20 protein-coding genes are annotated in these 22450 nt (G+C 33.0%); 10 read left to right on the top strand and 10 right to left on the bottom strand.

Translation table 11 applies throughout. The features are described 5' to 3' along the window. Window positions 1-29: 29 nt before the first annotated feature. The 5 genes from gmk to GFJ94_RS02255 all read right to left on the bottom strand — a co-directional run bounded on the left by gmk (window position 30) and on the right by GFJ94_RS02255 (window position 3227). Window positions 30-602 carry a guanylate kinase gene (gmk, locus tag GFJ94_RS02275; RefSeq protein WP_153199974.1) on the bottom strand — a complete coding sequence of 191 codons (573 nt, stop codon included), beginning with the start codon at window positions 600-602 and terminating at the stop codon, window positions 30-32. Window positions 603-649: 47 nt separating this feature from the next. Further along, window positions 650-1012: a four helix bundle protein gene (locus tag GFJ94_RS02270; RefSeq protein WP_153199973.1), complete on the bottom strand. Its 363-nt coding sequence runs from the start codon at window positions 1010-1012 to the stop codon at window positions 650-652. 41 nt (window positions 1013-1053) lie between these two features. Continuing rightward, complete coding sequence (locus GFJ94_RS02265) at window positions 1054-1914, bottom strand: YicC/YloC family endoribonuclease (protein WP_153199972.1); 861 nt, start codon at window positions 1912-1914, stop codon at window positions 1054-1056. A gap of 76 nt (window positions 1915-1990) precedes the next feature. Continuing rightward, window positions 1991-2878, bottom strand: a complete 888-nt coding sequence (locus GFJ94_RS02260; RefSeq protein WP_162523776.1) for an EamA family transporter — start codon at window positions 2876-2878, stop codon at window positions 1991-1993. Next, window positions 2871-3227, bottom strand: a complete 357-nt coding sequence (locus GFJ94_RS02255) for an arsenate reductase family protein (RefSeq protein ID WP_153199971.1) — start codon at window positions 3225-3227, stop codon at window positions 2871-2873. Before GFJ94_RS02255 ends, GFJ94_RS02260 begins: the two co-directional genes overlap by 8 nt. A gap of 79 nt (window positions 3228-3306) precedes the next feature. On the opposite strand from GFJ94_RS02255, the gene GFJ94_RS02250 reads away from it, so the two are divergent. Together GFJ94_RS02250 and GFJ94_RS02245 are read left to right on the top strand one after the other, a co-directional pair. After that, window positions 3307-3762 (top strand): DinB family protein, encoded by a 456-nt coding sequence (locus GFJ94_RS02250; RefSeq protein ID WP_153199970.1) that lies wholly within the window; start codon window positions 3307-3309, stop codon window positions 3760-3762. A gap of 124 nt (window positions 3763-3886) precedes the next feature. Next, entirely contained in the window at window positions 3887-5029 is a 1143-nt protein-coding gene (locus tag GFJ94_RS02245) for a cystathionine gamma-synthase (protein WP_153199969.1), read from the top strand. A gap of 67 nt (window positions 5030-5096) precedes the next feature. Here the strand turns inward: GFJ94_RS02245 and GFJ94_RS02240 are convergent, their stop codons facing one another. Then, window positions 5097-5879 carry a glutamate dehydrogenase gene (locus GFJ94_RS02240; RefSeq protein ID WP_153199968.1) on the bottom strand — a complete coding sequence of 261 codons (783 nt, stop codon included), beginning with the start codon at window positions 5877-5879 and terminating at the stop codon, window positions 5097-5099. A 258-nt stretch (window positions 5880-6137) separates the two neighbouring features. On the opposite strand from GFJ94_RS02240, the gene gdhA reads away from it, so the two are divergent. The 6 genes from gdhA to GFJ94_RS02210 all read left to right on the top strand — a co-directional run bounded on the left by gdhA (window position 6138) and on the right by GFJ94_RS02210 (window position 15314). Continuing rightward, window positions 6138-7481: an NADP-specific glutamate dehydrogenase gene (gene gdhA, locus GFJ94_RS02235; RefSeq protein WP_153199967.1), complete on the top strand. Its 1344-nt coding sequence runs from the start codon at window positions 6138-6140 to the stop codon at window positions 7479-7481. 119 nt (window positions 7482-7600) lie between these two features. Beyond that, window positions 7601-9880: a two-component regulator propeller domain-containing protein gene (locus GFJ94_RS02230; protein ID WP_153199966.1), complete on the top strand. Its 2280-nt coding sequence runs from the start codon at window positions 7601-7603 to the stop codon at window positions 9878-9880. A gap of 4 nt (window positions 9881-9884) precedes the next feature. Beyond that, a complete protein-coding gene (recO, locus tag GFJ94_RS02225) occupies window positions 9885-10598 on the top strand; it encodes a DNA repair protein RecO (RefSeq protein WP_153199965.1) in 714 nt (237 codons plus the stop codon). A gap of 173 nt (window positions 10599-10771) precedes the next feature. Then, entirely contained in the window at window positions 10772-14173 is a 3402-nt protein-coding gene (ileS, locus tag GFJ94_RS02220) for an isoleucine--tRNA ligase (RefSeq protein WP_153199964.1), read from the top strand. Window positions 14174-14222: 49 nt separating this feature from the next. Further along, entirely contained in the window at window positions 14223-14603 is a 381-nt protein-coding gene (locus GFJ94_RS02215; protein ID WP_153199963.1) for a TraR/DksA C4-type zinc finger protein, read from the top strand. Between the two features lie 81 nt (window positions 14604-14684). Beyond that, a complete protein-coding gene (locus GFJ94_RS02210; RefSeq protein WP_153199962.1) occupies window positions 14685-15314 on the top strand; it encodes a lipoprotein signal peptidase in 630 nt (209 codons plus the stop codon). Window position 15315: 1 nt separating this feature from the next. Here the strand turns inward: GFJ94_RS02210 and GFJ94_RS02205 are convergent, their stop codons facing one another. Both GFJ94_RS02205 and GFJ94_RS02200 read right to left on the bottom strand, forming a co-directional pair. Further along, window positions 15316-15612: a hypothetical protein gene (locus GFJ94_RS02205; protein WP_153199961.1), complete on the bottom strand. Its 297-nt coding sequence runs from the start codon at window positions 15610-15612 to the stop codon at window positions 15316-15318. A gap of 208 nt (window positions 15613-15820) precedes the next feature. Beyond that, window positions 15821-16405, bottom strand: a complete 585-nt coding sequence (locus GFJ94_RS02200) for a 5-formyltetrahydrofolate cyclo-ligase (RefSeq protein WP_153199959.1) — start codon at window positions 16403-16405, stop codon at window positions 15821-15823. 185 nt (window positions 16406-16590) lie between these two features. Between GFJ94_RS02200 and GFJ94_RS02195 the strand changes: the two genes are divergently transcribed. Both GFJ94_RS02195 and GFJ94_RS02190 read left to right on the top strand, forming a co-directional pair. Beyond that, window positions 16591-17400: a GLPGLI family protein gene (locus GFJ94_RS02195; protein WP_153199957.1), complete on the top strand. Its 810-nt coding sequence runs from the start codon at window positions 16591-16593 to the stop codon at window positions 17398-17400. A 31-nt stretch (window positions 17401-17431) separates the two neighbouring features. Further along, window positions 17432-20146 (top strand): carboxypeptidase-like regulatory domain-containing protein, encoded by a 2715-nt coding sequence (locus GFJ94_RS02190; protein ID WP_153199955.1) that lies wholly within the window; start codon window positions 17432-17434, stop codon window positions 20144-20146. Window positions 20147-20152: 6 nt separating this feature from the next. Here the strand turns inward: GFJ94_RS02190 and GFJ94_RS02185 are convergent, their stop codons facing one another. Both GFJ94_RS02185 and GFJ94_RS02180 read right to left on the bottom strand, forming a co-directional pair. Beyond that, a complete protein-coding gene (locus tag GFJ94_RS02185) occupies window positions 20153-21394 on the bottom strand; it encodes a pyridoxal-dependent decarboxylase (RefSeq protein ID WP_153199953.1) in 1242 nt (413 codons plus the stop codon). Between the two features lie 55 nt (window positions 21395-21449). Continuing rightward, the gene (locus GFJ94_RS02180) at window positions 21450-22424 is read right to left on the bottom strand and encodes a succinylglutamate desuccinylase/aspartoacylase family protein (RefSeq protein WP_153199950.1); all 975 of its coding nucleotides are present in this window, start codon (window positions 22422-22424) and stop codon (window positions 21450-21452) included. Window positions 22425-22450: the final 26 nt, after the last annotated feature.

Below are 22450 nucleotides of genomic sequence, written 5' to 3'. Positions count from 1 at the left end.
AAACTTAGTGAGACTTTGTGTTATACTTTTTATTTACTAATAAAATCCTTTACCAATTTGTATGCGTCTTCTTTTGCCACATCTAAATCATAATTTTTGATGATGGTGTCAAACTGTGGAGCTGTTGCTAATTCTACCGATGCTTTTGCAATACGCATGTTGATTTTGTCTTCGCTTTCTGTAGAACGTTGTTTTAGGCGACGTTTTAATTCGTCGACACTTGGTGGTTTTACAAAAACAGCTAAAGTTTCATTCGGAAATTTGCTTTTAATACGCAATCCGCCCGCAACATCAATATCAAAAATTACGTGCTTTCCTAAAGCCCAAATTCGTTCTACTTCGGCTTTCAAAGTGCCGTAGAAATTATCGGTATATACTTCTTCCCATTCCACGAAATCTTCCGCTTTAATATGCTTTTTGAATTCGTCCCAAGAAATAAAATAATAATCTTTTCCATGTACTTCTTCACCACGTGGTTCACGCGTTGTACACGAAATCGAAAATTCTAAATTCAAATCGGGTTGGGCTAATAAATGTCTTACTATAGTGGTTTTTCCAGAACCTGATGGCGCAGAGAATACTAATAATTTTCCGTTGTTCATTGTGTTGTTATTTTCAAGTGATAAGTAATTAGTGATAAGTGAAAAGCTTATTTAAGTGATTTAGAAAAAGCATTTATCATTTTAGATTCTTCAATAATAAGTTCTAAAATTTCATTATATAATTCAAAATCAACAACAAATCCTAATTCTTTTGCTATGATTAATTGAGTTTCTAATTCACATAAAGAACCTCTTGAAATATCAATAAAATGGCTAAAAGATTTGTCGGTATTTCTTCCATAACCTTCTGCTATGTTAGAAGGAATTGAAATGGAAGCTCTTTTAATTTGACTTGTTAGAGCGTATAATTCTTCCGATGGAAATGCTTTAGTTAATTGATAAACTTTTACCACTATAACTATACCTTTTTTCCAAATTAATAAATCTTTACATGAACTTATACTACTCATTTTTTGGCTTTTTACTATTCACTTGTCACTTTTCACTAAAATTAAAGAACATTCAAAACTTGCTCCTTAATCTTTTCCAATTCATCTTTCATCATCACTACCAATTTTTGCATTTCGGTATGATTCGATTTCGAACCCATGGTGTTGATTTCTCTTCCCATTTCTTGTGTGATGAAACCTAATTTTCTTCCGTTGGCTTCCGTTCCATTTAAAGTTTCTAAGAAATAGTTCAAATGGTTACCCAATCGCACTTTTTCTTCGGTAATATCGTATTTTTCTAGATAAAAAATCAATTCTTGTTCAAAACGATTTTCATCAACATTTACTTTTAATTCATCTAAAGCAGTACGTAAACGAGTTTTCACTGTTTCAACGCGTTCAGCATCGTAAGAAACAGCTTCGTTCATTAAATTATTGATGTTGGCAATGCGCAATTGGAATTCTTTTTCCAACGAAGCACCTTCATCTTTTCTGAAATTAGCGATGTTATCCAACGCTTCATCAATCACGGTTTGGATTTGTTTCCATTCGTTTTCATCGATTTCGTCGCGCTCTGTTTTTAAAGCATCGGGCATACGAACAGCCATTTTCATTAATTCCGTTTCATCTGCAGTTGGAATAACGGCTTTCATTTGGTTGATATACCCTTTTATAATTGGCACATTGATTTTTGAAGTCGTTTCTTCGCCAGTTACTTCTACATAAAGTGAAAAATCAACTTTTCCACGCTCTAAACGTTGCGAAATTTGATTGCGTAAGCCCAATTCCATTTCACGAAAAACGGATGGCATACGAGTATTTAAGTCTAAACCTTTACTGTTTAGCGATTTGATTTCTACGGTAATTTTTTTGGTTGGTAATTGCAAAGAAGCTTTCCCAAAACCCGTCATGGAGTGTATCATACGTTATAAAAATGTCTTCAAAGATAAGAAAAAGTGTTCAGTGTTCAGTTTTTAGTGTTCAGTTTTGAAATTCTAATTAGGAAGTAGATTTTTTTTGGGTAACCAGATAAACTCCGACAAATATCAACACCGCTGAAATTAATTTTACTAAACTCAAATCGTCTTTTCCTAAACTTACGGCGAAAATAGTCGCAAAAAGTGGTTGTAAATAGATGAAAACGGCTACGGTTGTTGGTTTTAGTTCGCGCATGGAAACTAAATTTAGCAAATAGGTTAAGAAAGTTGAAAACACCACTACAAAACCAATTTTCCAGATAATATCCGTTGGTAAATTAGCAAAATCTACCGCTTGAAATTCGCCCCAACCAAAAGGTAAGACCATCAAGAAACCAAAAGTATATATCCATTTTACGAATGTAAAGGCGTTGTATTTATCCATTAATTTCTTTACGATGATGAGGTAAAATCCGTAAGAAACGGCATTTACAAAAACCAATAAATTTCCTAAACTCGCATTTGTCGCATTAACCAATGATTTTCCGTAGAGAATTAACGTTATGGTACCAGCTAAGCCTAAAATGATTCCCAATACTTTTCGATTTTCCATGCGTTCTTTCATAATGAATGCTGATAAAACGAGGACAATCATTGGAGTTGTTACCATCAAAACGGCTCCCATAATAGGTGATGTGTAACTCAAACCTTTGAAAAAAGTCAACATATTAAAAGCTACTCCGAAGAACGCTGCAGCAATAATTCTAGGAAAATCTTCTTTTGCAATTTTTTCTTTGGGTCCAAAAAATGAAATCAACCAAAATAGCAAAACCGAACCACCAACACGCATCACAATAAATCCGAATGCGTCAACATATTTTGGCATTACGTCTTTGGCAATCGTAAAGGTTACGCCATAAATGATGGAAACTAAGGTGGCGGCAAATAACGCCCAACTTCTTTTAGACACTTTGAAGAGCTTTCGTTAATTTAAGAACATTGGGTTGTGTGTTCCCGATAAAAATTTCATTATTGAAAAGGACAACTGGGCGACTCAAAAATGTGTAATGTTCTAAAAGATATTTTTTGTAATCGGCTTCGGTTAGATTTTTATCTTTTAAACCTAACGATTTATATAATTGTGCTTTTTTACTAAACAGCGCTTCGTAACTTCCTGAAAGTTGGTACATTTCTTCCAAATCACTTTCCGAAATTGGATTTTGGCGAATATCAAAAAACGTTAATTTATTTGAATTTGGTAATGATTTGATGATTTTTCGGCACGTATCACACGAAGCCAAATAGTATATTTTGTTCATTTTATTGTTTTTCAATTTCTGATGCAAAAATACAGCCTTTTGAATTCTAAAAATCAGTAATTTTATAAAAAATTAAGTAATGGAAGCAACTTTTAGAATTTGGCAAACCAGTCGAGGTTTATATCAAAATTTTTTAGACAACTATTCCTTAGAGCAATTGAATACAATTCCAGCAGGAATGAGTAATAATTTGATTTGGAACATTGGTCACGTTATTGTTTCCCAACAGAAATTGGTTTATGCGTTATCGGGTTTGACAATGCATATTCCAGATTCACTTTTTGAGAAATACCAAAACGGTTCACGCCCAGATGGAAAAACTACTCAAGCAGAAGTAGATGAAATCAAGAAATTACTATCCGAAATGGTTGAAAAAACGAAAGCTGATTTTGAAGCCGGAATTTTTAAAGAATTTCATCCCTATCAAACGAAAACAGGATTTCATTTGGAAACTTTAAAAGAAGCGATGGAATTTAACAATTATCATGAAGGCATTCATTTGGGAATTATGTTACAAATCAAAAAATTCCTTTAATCTTATTACCTTTGTAAAAAATTAATACAAATGAAATCTCCACGAACAACAAGTTTGTTGTAAACAAACACCAATTAAGATTAAGGAGATACCATATGACCTTTAAAAAAATTAAAATTCACATATGAAATTCAATACAAAAACGATACATGGTGGACAACATCATGAAAAAGTAACAGGAGCAGTAATACCTCCGGTATTTCAAACTTCGACTTATGTACAATCAAGTCCAGGAAAACCAATTGGCGATTACGAATATAGTAGAGCAGCAAACCCAACAAGAACTGCGTTAGAAGACGCTTTAGCAAGTATCGAAAACGGAGCAAGAGGTTTGGCTTTTTCTTCTGGATTAGCAGCAACAGATTGTTTGTTAAGAATGTTTAAAGCAGGTGACGAAATCATCGCTATGGACGATTTATACGGTGGAACTTACAGATTATTTACAAGATTATATAAAGATAGTGGTATCAAATTTCATTTTGTAGATATGAATGATTTGGAGAAATTCCAATCGTTAATCAATGAAAATACGAAATTGGTTTGGGTGGAAACACCAACAAATCCTTTAATGAAATTAGCGGATATTGCTGCTATTGCACAAATTACTAAAAAGCATAATATTTTATTTGCAGTTGATAATACTTTCGCAACTCCTTATTTGCAAAAACCATTAGATTTGGGTGCTGATATTGTAATGCATTCGGCAACCAAATATTTAGGAGGTCATTCTGATGTTATTGCAGGTGCTTTAATTATTAAAGATAAAGCATTAGGGGAAGAATTACATTTCAAACAATTTGCAACAGGAGCTACATTAGGACCAATGGATTCTTTCTTGGTTTTAAGAGGAATCAAAACTTTGCATTTACGCGTACAACGTCATTGCGAAAACGGTGAAAAAGTAGCGGCATATTTAGATAATCATCCATTAGTGGAAAGAGTATATTATCCAGGATTGGCTTCTCATCCATTTCATGAAATTGCTAAAAAGCAAATGAGTGGTTTTGGAGGAATGGTAACGTTTACTTTCAAATCGGGTAAAAAAGAAGATGCGATTAAATTCTTAGAAAATTTAAAAGTATTCACTTTAGCAGAATCTTTAGGTGGAGTTGAATCTTTAGCAAATCATCCAGCTTTAATGACGCACGCTTCTATTCCTGAAGATAAAAGAAATGAAGTGGGTATTTCAGATGATTTAGTCCGTTTGAGTGTAGGAATTGAAGATATCGAAGATTTATTAGCTGATTTAGAACAGGCTTTTAAATAATAGAAATAACTAAAAATAAAAAATCCCAATTCACTCGAATTGGGATTTTTTTATGTTGTAATTTTGATTAATCTAAATAATAAATGTATCCGAAGTGAAACCATAAGTTCCAATCGTTAGCTTTATTTTCTTTCCAAAGGTCTGGGTTTTTATTTAAACCATCAACCCAGTCAGAAAAGTAATATTGCCATCTTAATTCGAAGAATAAATCCGAAAGTTCAGTAAGTTTATAACGAGTACCTACAGAAGAAACTACTGACCAGGTACTTCCTGTTCCAGACATATAACCATCTGGTAAATATCTAGGATATACATTATTTGGATTTCCTAGTCCACCCGGTAGTGTTGAATAGGTATTGTTTTGGAAAAATGAATAGTGTGCTCCTAAACCTAAGAATGGTGCAAAAGCGCCATTAGTTGCGGTAAATTCTCTAATACTAAGCGGAAAATATTCCAATTGCATACCAATATCTGTTACTTTAGCCTCCCCTTTCATTGCTCTAAGTTGAGCACCAGCAAGAGTTTGTTTTTCAGCAAATTCACCAAAATGTTCTAATTTAGTGCTATTGTAAGATAACTCAGAACGTACTTTAAAGTGATCATTAAAATAGGTTTCCGGAGTATAACAATTACACTCTGCACGATATGCAAAATTCATATAATGAACCAATCCAACGCCAAATCCAGTGTTTCCAGCATTAGTTTTGAAGTCATGTCTTACACCGAAATCAGATTGAAATGCGACTCCTCCAACAAAAGCACCCACCTCATGTGAGAACCCAAATTGTGCATTTATTGAAAAATTTGCTCCTAAAAGCAAAATCAGTAGGTATTTAATTTTTTTAGTCATTACTAAAATTTTTCCATTATCGGACAAATATATAAAAACTAACTTCATTGCAAAAAAAAAAAATGTTTTTCTTTGATAAAACCTTAACTTTTTTTTATGAATTACATACTAAGATTCCGTTTTACATAAATTTTACTTAATTTTTTACCAAGTAATTTTTTAAAATGTATATTTGTCGACTTAAATTTACCATATTAATAATTTAAGAAAAAAAATATTTATTTAACGAATTAGTTTAGCTAAAAGTTTTATACTATAATGGAACAAAAAATCAATGATTTTATGGCTCTTGTTGAAGCCAAAAATCCAAGCGAACCAGAATTTTTACAAGCAGTTAGAGAATTTGCTGAAACAGTAATGCCTTTTATTGCAAATAACAAAAAGTATGATGGAAAGAATGTGCTATTAAGAATGGCAGAACCTGAACGTTCAGTTATTTTTAGAGTACCATGGGTAGATGATAAAGGAGAAATTCAAGTAAATAGAGGATTTCGTATTCAAATGAACTCGGCTATTGGTCCTTATAAAGGTGGGATTCGTTTTCATCCAACCGTAAATTTATCTGTGCTTAAGTTTTTAGCTTTTGAGCAGGTATTTAAGAATAGTTTAACCACACTTCCAATGGGTGGTGGAAAAGGAGGTTCTGATTTTGATCCACAAGGGAAATCAGATGCTGAAATTATGCGTTTTTGTCAATCTTTTATGACAGAATTATGTCGTCATATTGGTCCTGATTTAGATGTTCCTGCCGGAGATATTGGTGTTGGAGCTAGAGAAATTGGATATATGTTCGGTCAATATAAGAGAATTAGAAACGAATTTACTGGAGTTTTAACTGGAAAAGGGTTGGCTTATGGAGGTTCATTAATTCGTCCAGAAGCAACAGGTTATGGAGTTGTTTACTTTACTCAACAAATGTTAAGTACTATAGGACAATCAATCTCTGGAAAAACAGTTGCTATTTCAGGTTTTGGAAACGTGGCTTGGGGCGTGGCTTTAAAAGTAAATGAATTAGGGGGTAAATTGGTTACTATCTCTGGTCCTGATGGTTACATATATGATGCAGACGGAATTTCAGGTGAAAAAATCGAGTTCATGTTAGAAATGAGAGCAAGTGGAGACAACAGAGCAGAAGCTTATGCTGAAAAATTCCCAAATGCAGTTTTCCACAAAGGAAAAAGCCCATGGGAAGCAAAAGTGGATATTGCAATCCCTTGTGCTACTCAAAATGAATTAAATGAAGAGGATGCTAAAAAATTAATTGCAAATGGTGTTTTGTGTGTAACAGAAGCAGCCAACATGCCTTGTACATTAGAAGCTATTAAACAATTCTTAGACGCAAAAGTATTATTTGCTCCTGGAAAAGCCGCTAATGCAGGTGGAGTAGCCGCATCTGGTTTAGAAATGACACAGAACTCTATACGTTTAAATTGGACTAGTGAAGAAGTAGATGCACGTTTAAAAGACATCATGACAGGTATTCACGGTCAGTGTAAAAAATACGGAACAGAAGAAGATGGTTATGTAAACTATGTTAAAGGAGCCAACATTGCTGGTTTCGTTAAAGTAGCTGACGCTATGTTAGCTCAAGGAGTAGTTTAAGAAATAATACTATACAATATGAAAAGCTCTTTTAGGAAACTAAAAGAGCTTTTTTCTTTTTAAAATATATCAAAATTAAAATTAATACGTTTGTAGTATATTTGTATTAAATACTTGTAATGAAAAAGGTAATTTTTATTTTATTTATTTCTCAATTCGTTTTTGCACAACAAAACAATCAGTTGTGGAAGGGTTACTTTTCTTATAATGAAATTGTTGATGTGGAATCAGCAACTGATGCGGTTTATGCGGCAACTCAAAATGCAGTTTTTTCTAAAGCAATTGCCTCAACTGATTTAAATATATTTAATTCTATCAACGGATTAAAACCAGAATCAATAACAACAATTCATCATTCACAAGCTGCTAATAAAACTTTTGCAGGTAATACAAATGGGTTGTTGTTAATTATTAATTCAGATGGCTCTGTTTCTACAAAAGTTGATATTATAAACGAAGTCCCGGTGCCTCCTAATAAAAAGAAAATTAATGATTTTTTTGAACACGAAGGAAAATTATATATTGCTACTGACTATGGAATTTCTGTAATGGATGTAGCAACTTCTGAATTTATTATTACTTATTTTATCGGTACTGCTGGAGAAGAAACAGAAGTATTACAAACTACAGTCTTAAATAATCAAATTTATGCTGTAACTCGTAGTTTTGGAATTAGAAAAGGCGATTTAAGTAATCCTAATTTATATGATTTTAACCAATGGCAAACATTTGATGCTGGTTTTTGGGTTGGAATTGTGACTTTTAATAATGAATTAGTTGCCATGGGTACGGATTCAAGAACCTATCGACACAATGGGACATCATTTCAACAAGTTTTAAATCAAAATCAAGCCGGACTTAAAATTAAAACTAACGGGACAGAATTAATTGTAACTACGCAAAACCATATTTTTGTTTTAAATCAATCCTACACGGTTTTAGTAGATATTACCCAAATTCCAGATTATAACGCTATTTTTAAGGCAGCAACAGTGGTAAGTGGGATTGTTTATATTGGTACAGAAAAAGATGGTCTCTTTTCAACAACTTTAGCTAATCCAACGATTTTTCTGGCTATGTCACCTAATGGACCAGTCAGAAATTACATTTTTAGAGTAAAAAAAGCACCAAATTATTTATGGGCAGTATATGGCGATTATACACGTCAATATAATCCGTATGCCTTGGATGAATTTGGAATTAGTAAATATTCAAATGACAATGGGTGGGAATTAATTCCTTACGATGATTTGTTTCAAGCTAAATCCATCTGTGATATTGTAATCAATCCAAATAATCAAAATCAAGTTTTTGCAACTTCTTATTTTTCAGGATTACTTAAAATAGAAGGCGATAACATTGAACTTTTTAACAATACGAATACGGGTCCAAATGGTTTAGAATCTCTAGTTGTGCCAGGTAGCCCAAGTTATGTTGATATACGAATTAATAGTCCTGCTTTTGATAAAGATGCAAATTTATGGGTAACCAATGCTTTTGTTGATAAAGCAATAAAAGTTTTGCGCTCAAATGGGCAATGGCAATCCTATAGTTTAGCAGGTATTGCGCCAACAGTTGCAACAGGGAGATATGGACCAATGGCGATAGATAAAAATAGAACTAAATGGGTGCCATCTATTAATGATGGATTAATTGCGTTTAACGAGAACTACAATAATAAATTCATCGTAATAAATTCAACAAATGGTAATTTACCAGATAACGATGTGCGATGTGTAGCAGTTGATAATAGAAATCAATTGTGGATTGGAACATTCGCTGGTTTGAGAACAATTTCAGTTGATCAATTTATTTCATCTGATGAGCTTACTACTAATTCCATCATAATTCAAGAAGGGGATTTGGCTCAAGAATTGTTTTACCAACAAACCATTTTAGATATCGCTGTTGATGGAGCCAATAGAAAGTGGGTTTCTATTGCAGACGGTGGTGTTTTCTTAGTTTCTCAAGATGGTCAACAAACTATTTATCGATTTACGAAAAATAACTCACCACTGCCAAGTGATAATATCAACGATATTGAAATTGACGGAGCCTCTGGAGAAGTTTTTTTTGCTACCGATAAAGGAATGGTTTCCTTCTTAGGAACTTCAACTAAGCCAAGTGATAGTTTATCAGATGTTTATGTCTATCCAAACCCAGTGCGACCTGAATTTTTAGGAACAGTTAAAATTAGTGGATTAACCGATAAAGCCAATATTAAAATAACCGATATAGAAGGAAATTTAGTTTACGAAACTACTTCATCAGGAGGAACTATTGAATGGGACACTAAAGTTTTCGGAAAAAACAAAGTAGCATCCGGAGTTTATATGATTTTTGTAGCAAGTCAAGACGGAACCGATTCTACTGTGAAAAAAGTCATGATTATCAGATAATCCAATGTTAGTCAAAACTAAAGCCATCGTTCTTTCTTCATTAAAGTTTCAAGAAAAAAGCTTGATTGTGAAATGCTTCACCGAATCTAACGGTTTAAAAAGTTATTTTGTACAAAGCGCCTATTCTAACAAAAAAGCCAATCAAAAAATCGCTTATTTTCAACCGTTAACGATTATTGAAATCGAAGCCAATCACAAAAACAAAGGCACACTCGAACATTTTAAAGAAATCCGATTAGCGCACAGTTATTATACCATAAATACCGACATTGTTAAAAGTACGATTGTAATTTTTCTTTCCGAAATTTTGCATCACGCCATCAAAGAAGAAGAAAAAAATCAAAACTTATTTTCTTTTTTAGAAACCGCTTTGCTTTGGTTAGATACGCATGATGAAATGGCAAATTTTCACCTCATTTTAATGATGGAAGCTACAAAATACTTAGGTTTTTACCCCGATGTAACCGAAATAGATTTTCCTTTTTTTGATACTAAAGAAGGTTATTTTACGCCTTTCCAAAGTGTAAATTCGTTAACCGAACACGAAACGCATTTGTTTAAAAAACTATTGGATTTAAAATTTGATGCCGACCAAAAAGTATTTGCCGGAATTGAACGCCAAATTTTGCTGAAAATCCTCTTAGATTTCTACACGTTACATTTAGATGGCTTTAAAAAGCCAAAATCATTAGAAGTTTTAAAAGTAGTTTTTTCTTAATTTTTAACGCAAAGCACGCAATGTGTTTTCGCAAAGTATTCAAAGCATCTTGCTCTTTGTGGTTTTTACTTTGTGGTTAAATTTCTTTAAAAAAGAGGGAAAAACTCCAAACTCATTACTCAAAACTCATAACTATTTATTACTTTCGCAAATTGATTTAAGAAAGCGACAAAATGAGCACAAAATTTACTGAATACAAAGGACTTGACTTGCCAACAGTAGCATCAGAAGTTCTTGATTTTTGGAAGAAAAATAACGTCTTTGAACAATCGGTAACTTCTCGCGAAGGAGCTACACCTTACGTGTTTTTTGAAGGACCACCATCTGCAAATGGTTTGCCTGGAATTCACCACGTAATGGCGCGTGCGATTAAAGATATTTTTTGTCGTTATAAAACTCAAAAAGGCTACCAAGTTAAACGTAAAGCGGGTTGGGATACGCACGGTTTACCTGTAGAATTAGGTACCGAAAAAGAATTAGGTATCACTAAAGAAGATATCGGAAAAACCATTTCAGTTACCGAATACAACGAAGCGTGTAAAAAAACCGTTATGCGTTATACCGACGTATGGAACGATTTGACTGAAAAAATGGGCTATTGGGTAGATATGGAAGATCCGTATGTGACGTACAAATCCAAATACATGGAAACCGTTTGGTGGTTGCTAAAACAAATTTACAACAAAGATTTACTATACAAAGGCTACACCATTCAGCCGTATTCTCCAAAAGCAGGAACTGGTTTATCATCGCACGAAGTTAACCAACCAGGTTCATACCGTGATGTTACCGATACTACGATTGTAGCACAATTCAAAGCAAAAGACGAAACATTACCAAGCTTTTTACAAGGTTTTGGAACAGTTCATTTCTTAGCTTGGACGACTACACCTTGGACGTTGCCATCAAACACAGCATTGACAGTTGGTCCAAAAATCGATTATGTTTTAGTTAAAACGTTCAATCAATATACTTTTGAACCAGTAAATGTTGTTTTAGCTAAGAATTTAGTCGGAAAACAATTCGGTGGAAAGTATTTTGTTGCTGAATCAGAATCAGATTTTGCAAATTATAAATCGGACGATAAAAAGATTCCATATCAAATTTTAGCGGAAGCAAAAGGAGCTGATTTAGTAGGAATTCGTTACGAACAATTATTACCATTAGCGTTACCGTACCAAAATCCAGAAAATGCGTTTAGAGTAATTTCAGGAGATTTCGTAACAACAGAAGATGGAACTGGAATTGTTCACACTGCACCAACATTTGGAGCAGACGATGCTAAAGTGGCGAAAGAAGCAACTCCAGAAGTTCCGCCAATGTTAGTCTTAGACGAAAACGAAAATCCGGTGCCATTGGTAGATTTACAAGGAAGATTCATCCAAGGTTTAGGCGATTATTCTGGGAAATACGTTAAAAACGAATATTACAACGATGGTGAAGCGCCAGAACGCTCTGCTGACGTAGAAATCGCAATTCAATTAAAAGAAGAAAACAAAGCCTTTAAGGTTGAAAAATACGTTCACAGTTATCCACATTGTTGGAGAACAGACAAACCAATTTTATACTATCCATTAGATTCTTGGTTCATCAAAGTAACCGAAATCAAAGATAGAATGTTCGATTTAAACGAAACCATCAACTGGAAACCAAAAGCTACAGGAGAAGGTCGTTTTGGAAATTGGTTAAAAAATGCGAATGATTGGAACTTGTCTCGTTCAAGATATTGGGGAATTCCATTACCAATTTGGAGAAGTGAAGATGGAACCGAAGAAATGTTGGTTGGTTCTGTTGAAGAATTGTACAACGAAATCGAGAAATCAATCGCGGCTGGTTTCCAAGCAGAAAATCCATACAAAGGATTCAAAATTGGCGACATGAGCGAAGCCAACTACGATTTAGTGGATTTACACAAAAATGTAGTCGACGGAATTGTTTTAGTTTCTCCATCAGGAAAACCAATGAAACGTGAAACGGATTTAATTGACGTTTGGTTTGATTCAGGTGCGATGCCTTATGCACAATGGCATTATCCATTTGAAAATAAAGAATTAATCGACGAAAATAAAGCTTTTCCAGCTGATTTTATTGCGGAAGGTGTTGACCAAACACGTGGTTGGTTCTATACATTACACGCTATCGGAACATTAGTTTTCGATAAAATCGCTTATAAAAACGTAGTTTCAAACGGTTTGGTTTTAGACAAAAACGGACAAAAAATGTCGAAACGTTTAGGAAATGCGGTGGATCCATTTACTACTTTGGCAGAATATGGTCCAGATGCTACACGTTGGTACATGATTTCGAATGCAAATCCTTGGGATAACTTAAAATTTGATATCGAAGGCGTTGCTGAGGTTAGAAGAAAATTCTTCGGAACACTATATAATACGTATTCGTTCTTCTCGTTATATGCTAATATTGATGGATTTACTTATGCTGAAGCGGAAGTTCCATTAGAAGAAAGACCAGAAATCGACCGTTGGATTTTATCCGAATTACATACTTTAATTCAAGTGGTGGATGAAGCTTATGCGGATTATGAACCAACAAAAGCAGCAAGAGCTATTTCTGATTTCGTTCAGGAAAACCTAAGTAACTGGTACGTTCGTTTGTGTAGAAGAAGATTCTGGAAAGGCGATTATGCGCAAGATAAAATCGCAGCTTATCAAACACTATATACTTGTTTGGTAACGGTTGCGAAGCTTTCTGCTCCAATTGCACCGTTCTTTATGGACAAACTTTACAGAGATTTAACACAAGCTACAGGTTCTGAGTCATTTGAAAGTGTACATTTGGCGAAATTTCCAGTTTCAGTTGAAAACTTTGTTGATAAGTCGTTAGAGAGCAAAATGTTGAAAGCACAAACAGTCTCTTCATTAGTTTTATCACTTCGTAAGAAGGAAATGATTAAAGTGCGTCAACCGTTGCAAAAGGTAATGATTCCAGTACTTGACGAGAATCAGCGTGCTGAAATTGAGGCAGTTTCTGACTTAATTATGGCTGAGGTAAACGTAAAAGAAATTGAATTATTAGACGATGCTTCAGGTGTTTTAGTGAAGCAAATTAAGCCTAATTTTAAGACATTGGGACCGCGTTTTGGTAAGGATATGGGTTTGATTTCCAAAGAGATACAAGGTTTTGGACAAGAAGAAATAGCTAAATTAGAGCGTGATGGTGAGCTGGTTATGGATATTTCAGGAAAAAGTATAACTTTATCATTAGAAGATGTTGAGATTTCTTCGCAAGATATACCAGGCTTGTTAGTTGCTAATTCAAATGGAATTACGGTAGCGTTAGACATTACGATTTCCGATGAATTAAGAAAAGAAGGGATTGCGAGAGAATTGATTAACAGAATCCAAAATATCAGAAAAGACTCTGGTTTTGAAGTAACTGACAAGATTACCGTTAAAATGGAAAAAAATCCGCAAGTTGAGGAAGCCGTTTTAGCTAATGAATCGTATATTAAGTCAGAAACCCTAACCGAATCGTTAATTTTTGTAGAAAACCTGCAAAATGGTACGGAAATTGAGTTTGATGATATAAAAACAAGTATATTAATTTCAAAATAAGAACCGAAAGGTTTTTAATCGACGTATAACTATAAAAAAAATTGAAATTATGGTAGATGAGCAAATTAGATATTCAGACGCTGATTTGGCTGAATTCAAAGCGTTAATTCAAGCTAAATTAGAAAAAGCTAAAGGTGATTTAGAGCTTATTAAGAGTGCTTACATGAATGACTTAAATAACGGAACAGACGATACATCGCCAACGTTTAAAGCATTTGAAGAAGGCAGTGAAACAATGAGTAAAGAAGCCAATTCACAACTAGCTATTCGTCAAGAAAAATTCATTAGAGATTTAAAAAATGCCTTAATTCGTATCGAAAACAAAACCTATGGTTTGTGTAAAGTTACCGGCAAATTAATAAGTAAAGAGCGTTTAAAAATCGTTCCTCATGCAACTATGAGTATCGAAGCAAAAAACTTGCAACGTTAATCTTTTTACAAAATTATACTAACGCTCCGTTTGGAGCGTTTTTTATTTAATAAAAACACTATTTTTGCAAAAAAATTGAACATGTCGTTAAAGAAAGCCTATTTATTAATCCTTGCTATTTTATTAATTGATCAGATTTCGAAAATCTATATCAAGACGCATTTTTTTATTGGAGAATCCATAAAAGTAATGGGTTTAGAATGGTTTCAAATTCATTTTATAGAGAATGAAGGCATGGCTTGGGGTGCTGAAATTCCTGGCGAACATGGGAAATTAATCTTAACCTTATTCCGAATCGTAGCCGTAGGTGGAATTGCTTGGTGGTTGTGGGATTCGGTAAAAAAGAAAGCTTCTAATTATTTAATCGTAGCCATTGCTTTGATTTTTACAGGCGCTTTAGGTAATATTATTGATTCTGTTTTTTACGGTGTAATTTTTAACGATAGTTATCATCAAGTAGCAACTGCTTTTGCTGACCAACCTTACGGTACTTGGTTTCACGGAGAAGTGGTAGATATGTTCTATTTTCCAATGTGGGAAGGAAACTTACCTTCTTGGTTGCCAATTTGGGGCGGCAAACACTTCACTTTCTTCAACGCCATTTTTAACGTTGCCGATGTTGCAATTTCTACTGGTGTTGGGATTTTAATCGTCTTCAACAAAAGAGCTTTTGCTCATACGGATAAAGAGGAAGATTCGGCTGAGTTGTAGTCTAATTTACTTTTACCCAATCTTTTTTATCGATTCCTAAAGTGTCGATATCATATTCGATAAAGTATCGAAATGGTCCAAAATCATAAACTCTATTGTTTGTTGGGATAGGTTTATTTGTTTTCCAATTCACATAATATTGAGAAATAATTTTGTCATTATTTTGACTTTTATTTCTGTAAATAATAGCAATGTCAAAGAATTGAGTTTGAGGATCAATTTTGTTTGAGTAAATATAAAAGTTAAGTAGCATTCCTAGCAGAAAAATAAAATTCAAAACACCACAAATAATAGTCATCCATTTGTTTTTGATTGTTCTGATTTTTAAAAAGAGTAGAATAGAAAAAAGGATACAAAAAATATTAATAAAAGTTCCAAATGCTCTATTAAATTCAGGTTTGCAAAATTCAAGTTTCGGTAATACAAAATAGAAGAGAGTAACTACCAAAAAAAACGTCGCTGAAATTCTGAAAAATATTTTAAAATTGAAATTCATTTTCTTTGATTTAAAATTCAAAAATTCCATCAGGCGTCACACAAAAATCCAATTTCACATCAGTTTCAGAAACATCTTCAATTTTTTCTTCAGGAGGAAAGAAGGATAACCCAATTTTAATCGTTTCAGGCTTACATTTACTCAAAAAGTTATCATAGAAACCCTTTCCGTAACCCACACGATTTCCTTGCTTGTCGTAAGCTAAAAGTGGCACAAAAACCACATCAATTTTTGCATCAGGAACTTCTAAACCATCAACAGGTTCTGGAACGTTGTAACTGTTTTTTTTGATTTTGGTATTATCAGTCAATAAAAAATGCGTCATTCCTAAAGTGGCAAAGTCGCACTTCGAAATAACGATTTCTTTATCTTTTCCCGCTAAAATTTGCAGTATATATTCGGTATTGATTTCTTTTTGTTCTTCAATCGTTAAAAACAAATGATAATACAATTTGTCCCAAACCAGCCTGCCGCTAGGCACGGTGTCCATAGGCAACAATTGGTTCGCAATCGCTAAACTTTTGTCTTCGATTTCCTCTTGAGTTAACTTTTGCCTTTCAGCTTTTGCCTTTTGCCTTAACGATTTTTTATCCATTTACAGACGCTTTCAATTTGTTTATAAAAATAGTTAATTCCGTTAAATTTTCATTATCTTAAATTAGGAAACATTTCATGTTGATTTTAGTTTAGTTATATAATTAAATGTTAATATTTTTAACAAAAACACATTTTGTTTAATATTTTTATACATTTGTTAAACAAATTATTAATTTCTTATTTATGAAATCTATCTTATTTAAATGTATTTCTTTCTTCTGTATTATTTTTTTGTCGTTTACACCATCTGTACAAGAATTTCAAGGGAAAGCTTATTATTTTTCAAAATCTACTATGGATCTTGGATCTTGGGGCGCTAGAATGAGTGAAGCTCAGAAAAAAGAAGCGCAAGAACGCCTTAAAAACAGATTAGAAAAAACCTATATTTTGAGTTTTAATAAAGAAGAATCTGTTTTCAAAGAAGAGGATAAAGTAGATGCAATTTCTGGTGCAACAGATTCTTGGGGAAGTAATTTTTCTCGTGGAGAACAATATAAAAATGTAAAAGAAAATATTTTAGTGCAAAATCAGGAGTTTTATGGCAAACGTTTTTTAGTTAAAGATAAATTACAACCTATAAGCTGGGTTACTGGTAAAGAGACAAAAAAAATAGGACAATATTTGTGTTTTAAAGCTACTGCTTCTATTCCTACAAATGAATTGGCTTGGTACGACTTTTCTTGGAGCGATTTAAGTGAATCTGAACAAAAAGAAAAAGCGGCTGAAGTAAAAATGACTAACGTAGAAGCGTGGTATACTTTGCAAATTCCGGTTAGCAATGGACCGGCTGAGTATTGGGGTTTGCCAGGACTTATTTTAGAAGTTAGTGCTGGAAATACAACTATGTTATGCTCTAAAATTATTTTAAATCCGAAAGAAAAAATAACGATTATTGCACCAGATAAAGGTAAAGAAATTACTAAATCGGAATACAAAAAAACCATTCAAGAAAAAATGCTTGAAATGAGAAATAACAGAGGTAGAAGAAATTAATTTTTTTAATTTATAACAGTTATTAAAGAACATGAAAAAAATTATTTCTTTATTGTTACTATTACTTGCTAATTTTTCTAATGGGCAAATTAAGTTAGAAGGTGTTGTTCGAGACAGTCTTAATAACCCTTTAGAACTCTCAAACATTGTTGCTTTAAACCAAGTAACAAAAGGGCTAGAGTCTTATGCGATAGCAGATCAGAAAGGTAATTATAAATTAGAATTAGGAAAAAATGGCACTTACATCATTCAAGTAAGTTACATTGGTATGAAAACATTTGAAGAAATTTTAATTACAAAAGAAATTAATATTCAAAAAAATTATACTTTATCTCCTGATAATGTTTTAGATGAAGTGGAAATTATTTATGAAATGCCAATTTCTATTAAAGGCGACACACTTACTTACAAGGCAGATGCATATAATACAGGAACTGAAAGAAAACTTGGGGATGTATTAAAAAATTTACCAGGTGTTGAGATTAATGAAAATGGCCAAATTGAAGTTGAAGGAAAAGTGGTTAACAAATTAATGGTAAATGGAAAAGATTTTTTTGATGGAGATACCAAATTAGGAACAAAAAATATACCCTCTAACGCGGTTGATAAAATTCAAGTACTAAGAAATTACTCCGAAGTTGGACAGTTAAGTAGCGTAAGAAATAACCAAGATAACGTTGCAATTAATATTAAGTTAAAAGAAGGAAAAGAAAACTTTTGGTTTGGTGATGTTACAGCAAGTGCAGGAGCCTCGCCAGACAAAGGTTTATATGTATTTCAACCTAAATTATTTTATTACAGCCCTAATTATAGCATTAACTTTATTGGCGATATTAATAATACAGGAGAATTAGCACTAACCCAACGTGATATTAGAGGTTTTGGAGGTGGTTTCAGAGCACCTAGTAATAACAGTGGAACAAGTATTAATTTAGGCGACAACGGTCTTAATTTTTTAACTAGTCAAGCTAATGCACTAGAAATTGAAAATAAGCTAGCTACAGGTAACTTTAGCTATGCAGTATCTAAAGCTTTAGACTTAAGTGGTTTTATTATTTTGAATGATAGCCGAATTCTATCTAAAGAAACCAGCTTTGTACAATATACTAATCCCGAACTAGGTATTCCGGATGAGGCTACAGAGCAAACTAGTAACGAGCGTTCTAATCAAGGATTAATAAAGTTAAGTGCATCGTATAAACCTAACACAATTAACCAAATGGAATATGATGTTTTGGCTCGTATTTCTAATGATAGGCAAAACCAAAATGTTTTCTCATCTGTAATTGGAAACACAAAACAATTAGACGAAGTAACGCCATACAGTATCAATCAGAATCTAAATTATTATTATACTCTAGATGAAGATAATATTTTTGCTTTTGAAGCCCAGCATTTATTTAAAAACGAAAATCCTTTTTATAATGCCATATTAATTAATAATCCTTTTGGTTTTGATGCTTTCGATACTACAGCGGCCGCATTAAACTTAGACACTTCATTAAATAATTACGATTTAAATCAAAACAAACGCATCAAGTCCAATCAACTAGACGCAAAATTAGATTACTATCACATCATTAATCAAAAGAGCAATGTTAATATAACGGCAGGAACTATTTTAAGTCATCAAAATTTTAGTTCTAGTATTTTCCAGTTTTTAGATAATGGCAACACTTTAGAACCAATACCAACTTTTAATGATGGAAGAGCCACAAACGATACCGAATATTTTTTTAGAGATGTATATTTAAGTTTTCGTTATCGTTTTAAAAGTGGAAAATTTACTGTAACTCCGGGTTTATCAGCTCATTCTTACGGAAATAAAAACACGCAATTTGGTAAAACTTTTGAAGACAATTTTTTTAGAATATTACCCGATTTCGAAACCCGAATCCAATTTAAAAAAAGCGAAACGTTAACCTTTCGTTACAACATACAAAATCAATTTACAGATGTAACTCGCTTAGCAGAAGGTTTGGTGCTTAATAACTTTAATAATATACAGTTTGGAGATTCTAACCTTCAAAATGCTTTATCACATAACGTAAGTTTACTTTATAGCAGTTTTAACTTATTTAATTATACAAATGTATTTGCAAGAGCAGCGTATTCTAATAATATTGATCAAATTAGAGGTCTAACTAATTTTGAAAATGTAATACGAACCAGCACTTTTTTTAATTCTAATTTTGCCGATGAAAATGTTAATGTAGTAGGACAAATACAAAGAACCTTTGGCAAAGTAGTAGCCAGTTTAAATGGAAATTTTAATTATAGTAAAATTAATCAATTTATACAAGGGCAACAATCTGTAAATGAAGGTTATACTCAAACTTATACACCAGGCATTAGAACAAACTTTAAAACAGCGCCTAATATAAATATTAGATATCGCTATAGTGTAACGGAAAACAATCAAGGTAGCCGAAATACAAAGTTTATAACTAACGCTCCTTCTGTTTCATTTGATGCTTATATTTTAAAAAAAATAACCTTAAAAAGCAATTACAGCTATACGAATCAAAATGATGGAAGTAATGAATCACAATCTTTCCAAAATTGGGATGCATCTGTTTCTTACAGAAAAGATAAAGACGCAAAATGGGAATATGAGTTAAGAGCAAGTAATATTTTAAATATAGATTCTCAGGTACGAAATAGCGCTAATGCTGTTTCTGTTTTCTCTTCGGAAACGTTTATTCAACCACGTTTTATTACTTTTCGATTTACTTATACGCTATAATAAAAATTAATTAGTTTGTTTAACTACTTTCAATTCATCTATAAACTTAGTCAAATGTTCTACTTCTACGTGATCCATTAACACAATTTTGTACCATCTGTTGTGTTCATTGTGTTGTTGCGGCACCAAATCATACTTTTCAGCAATTTTTTCTGGAATGGATTCCGAATGAATGGTTACAATATTCATAAAAGGTTCGCGGAAATATTGGATATTCAATAGGTCTAATTCGTGACATAAAAATTGAGTACGCATTTGCAAAATACTTACTTTTTCAAACCAGCCAAAAGCACCATAAGTAAATAATATCATCCAAACACCAACGGCATTTGCCCCTGAACGACTTCCGCAAAGGGTTAAATCCATTCCTTCTACATATTCGGCTTCTTTGGTTAATACGTTTTCGATTAATCCTTTTCGGCAAACAAAAATTCCGGTTCCATAAGGAGCTTGCAACATTTTGTGTGCATCAATTGTAATGGAACTAATTTTTGGATTACTAAAGTTTATGTTTGAATTTTGATTACTAAACGGATACACAAATCCGCCATAAGCGCCATCAATATGCAAACGATACGTTACTTGATGTTTTTCTAATGCAGAAGTGTAAACATCTGGATTATCGACTGAACCAAACATAGTAGTTCCCATATTAGACACAGCAATAAAGTATTTTTTACCTTTATTTTTAGCATCTGAAAGAATCGTATCTAAAGCTTCTTCATCAATTTCACGGCTTTCAAAACCAACCGGAATTTTCAACCAATCAATTTGCAATAAATTAGAAGCTTTTGGAATTGAATAATGTGTGTCTTCCGATGCTAAAATGGCAATTTCGTCTAATTTCGCATCAAAATTGTGCAAGAATTCATTTCTAAAAACCCAAATCGCTTGAATATTCGCTTCGGTTCCACCAGGAGCGATGTAGCCATCAAATTCGTTTTCTTTTGCTTTGAAAATATCAACTGCAATCACATTTAAAACTTCGCGCTCAATTTCTTGTGTACCATAAAACGCTTTTTCAGAAGTGCCAAAAGTGTGACATCCAATGTTATTTGGATTGGCAACATAGGTTTGAAGCGTAGGTGCATCTTTCAAAAATGGCGCATCATCATAAAAAACGCGACTATCTAATTTAGAAGCTGGATAGCCTAAAGAAGCGTCTTTTGAGAAGTTAACATTATCGTGTAAAGCCTTTTCAATTCGGGCTTTTCTTTCTTCTTGTGATAGTTTTTTCCAGAAATTCATACCTTAAAGTTTTGGCGAATTTACAGTTGAAAAACTAATAAAAACATGATAATTGTTAGCTTTCCGATTCTAAATGCGTTGAAACATGAAAAATAGCATCACCTTGATACACAATCGGTGCTTCGTTTACATTGATAACATAACCATCATGAGGGGCTTTCATTTTGTGTTCGACTTTTCCGTATGGATCTGAAATAGTAGCAATTAATTCCCCTTTTTTAATGAAACTGCCAATGGTTACCATTCCATGAAACATACCTGAATATTTGGCTCTTACCCAATTGGATTTTTCGATGTATATTGGTTTTTTGGTTTTTATTAGTGCTTTTTTCTTAGGATTTAACATGTCTAAATGATCCAAAAAGTGCTTGGTGCCTTCTATTGCATCTTTAGTAACTTCTTCATTGATATCCAACGATTTTCCGCCTTCAAAAAGTAACATTTTAACGCCTAATTTATCACAAGAATTTCGAAACGAACCCGAAATATTCTTCGAATACAAGGTAAAAGGCGCATTGAAAACATCGGAAAGTTCTTTTAATTCTGGATTTTCAGGTACTATTCTAATTTGCGGTGCATTAAATCGACTCGCACCACCCGCATGAAAATCAATTGCATAATCCACATGCGGAATTATGTCTTTTAAAATATAATACGCAAAACGACTTGCCAAAGAACCTGTTTTACTACCAGGAAAAACCCGATTCAAATCGCGACCATCTGGAAATTCTCTAGTTTGATTTACAAATCCAAAAATATTGATAATCGGAATGCAAATAATAGTTCCACGTTTTGGTTTATTGATTTTTTGAATGATTAACTGACGCACAATTTCGGTTCCGTTGATTTCGTCGCCATGCAAACAAGCGGTGAATAAAACTGTTGGACCATCAATTTTTGAACGCTCCACAATTATTGGAATCTTCAATTTGTTCATGGTGTGCAACTTGGCAATTTCCATGTTAATGGTTTTGCTTTCACCAGCTAAAATGGTTTCTTTAAGGATTACAAGTGGTTTTGAGGCTGTCATTTGGTTGATTCTAAGGTGTTAAAAAT

It is taken from the genome of Flavobacterium sp. LMO8, from assembly GCF_009495755.1.
Lineage (GTDB): Bacteria > Bacteroidota > Bacteroidia > Flavobacteriales > Flavobacteriaceae > Flavobacterium.
The sequence above is the reverse complement of the archived record's forward strand: the minus strand, read 5'-3'. Positions and strand labels throughout refer to the sequence as shown.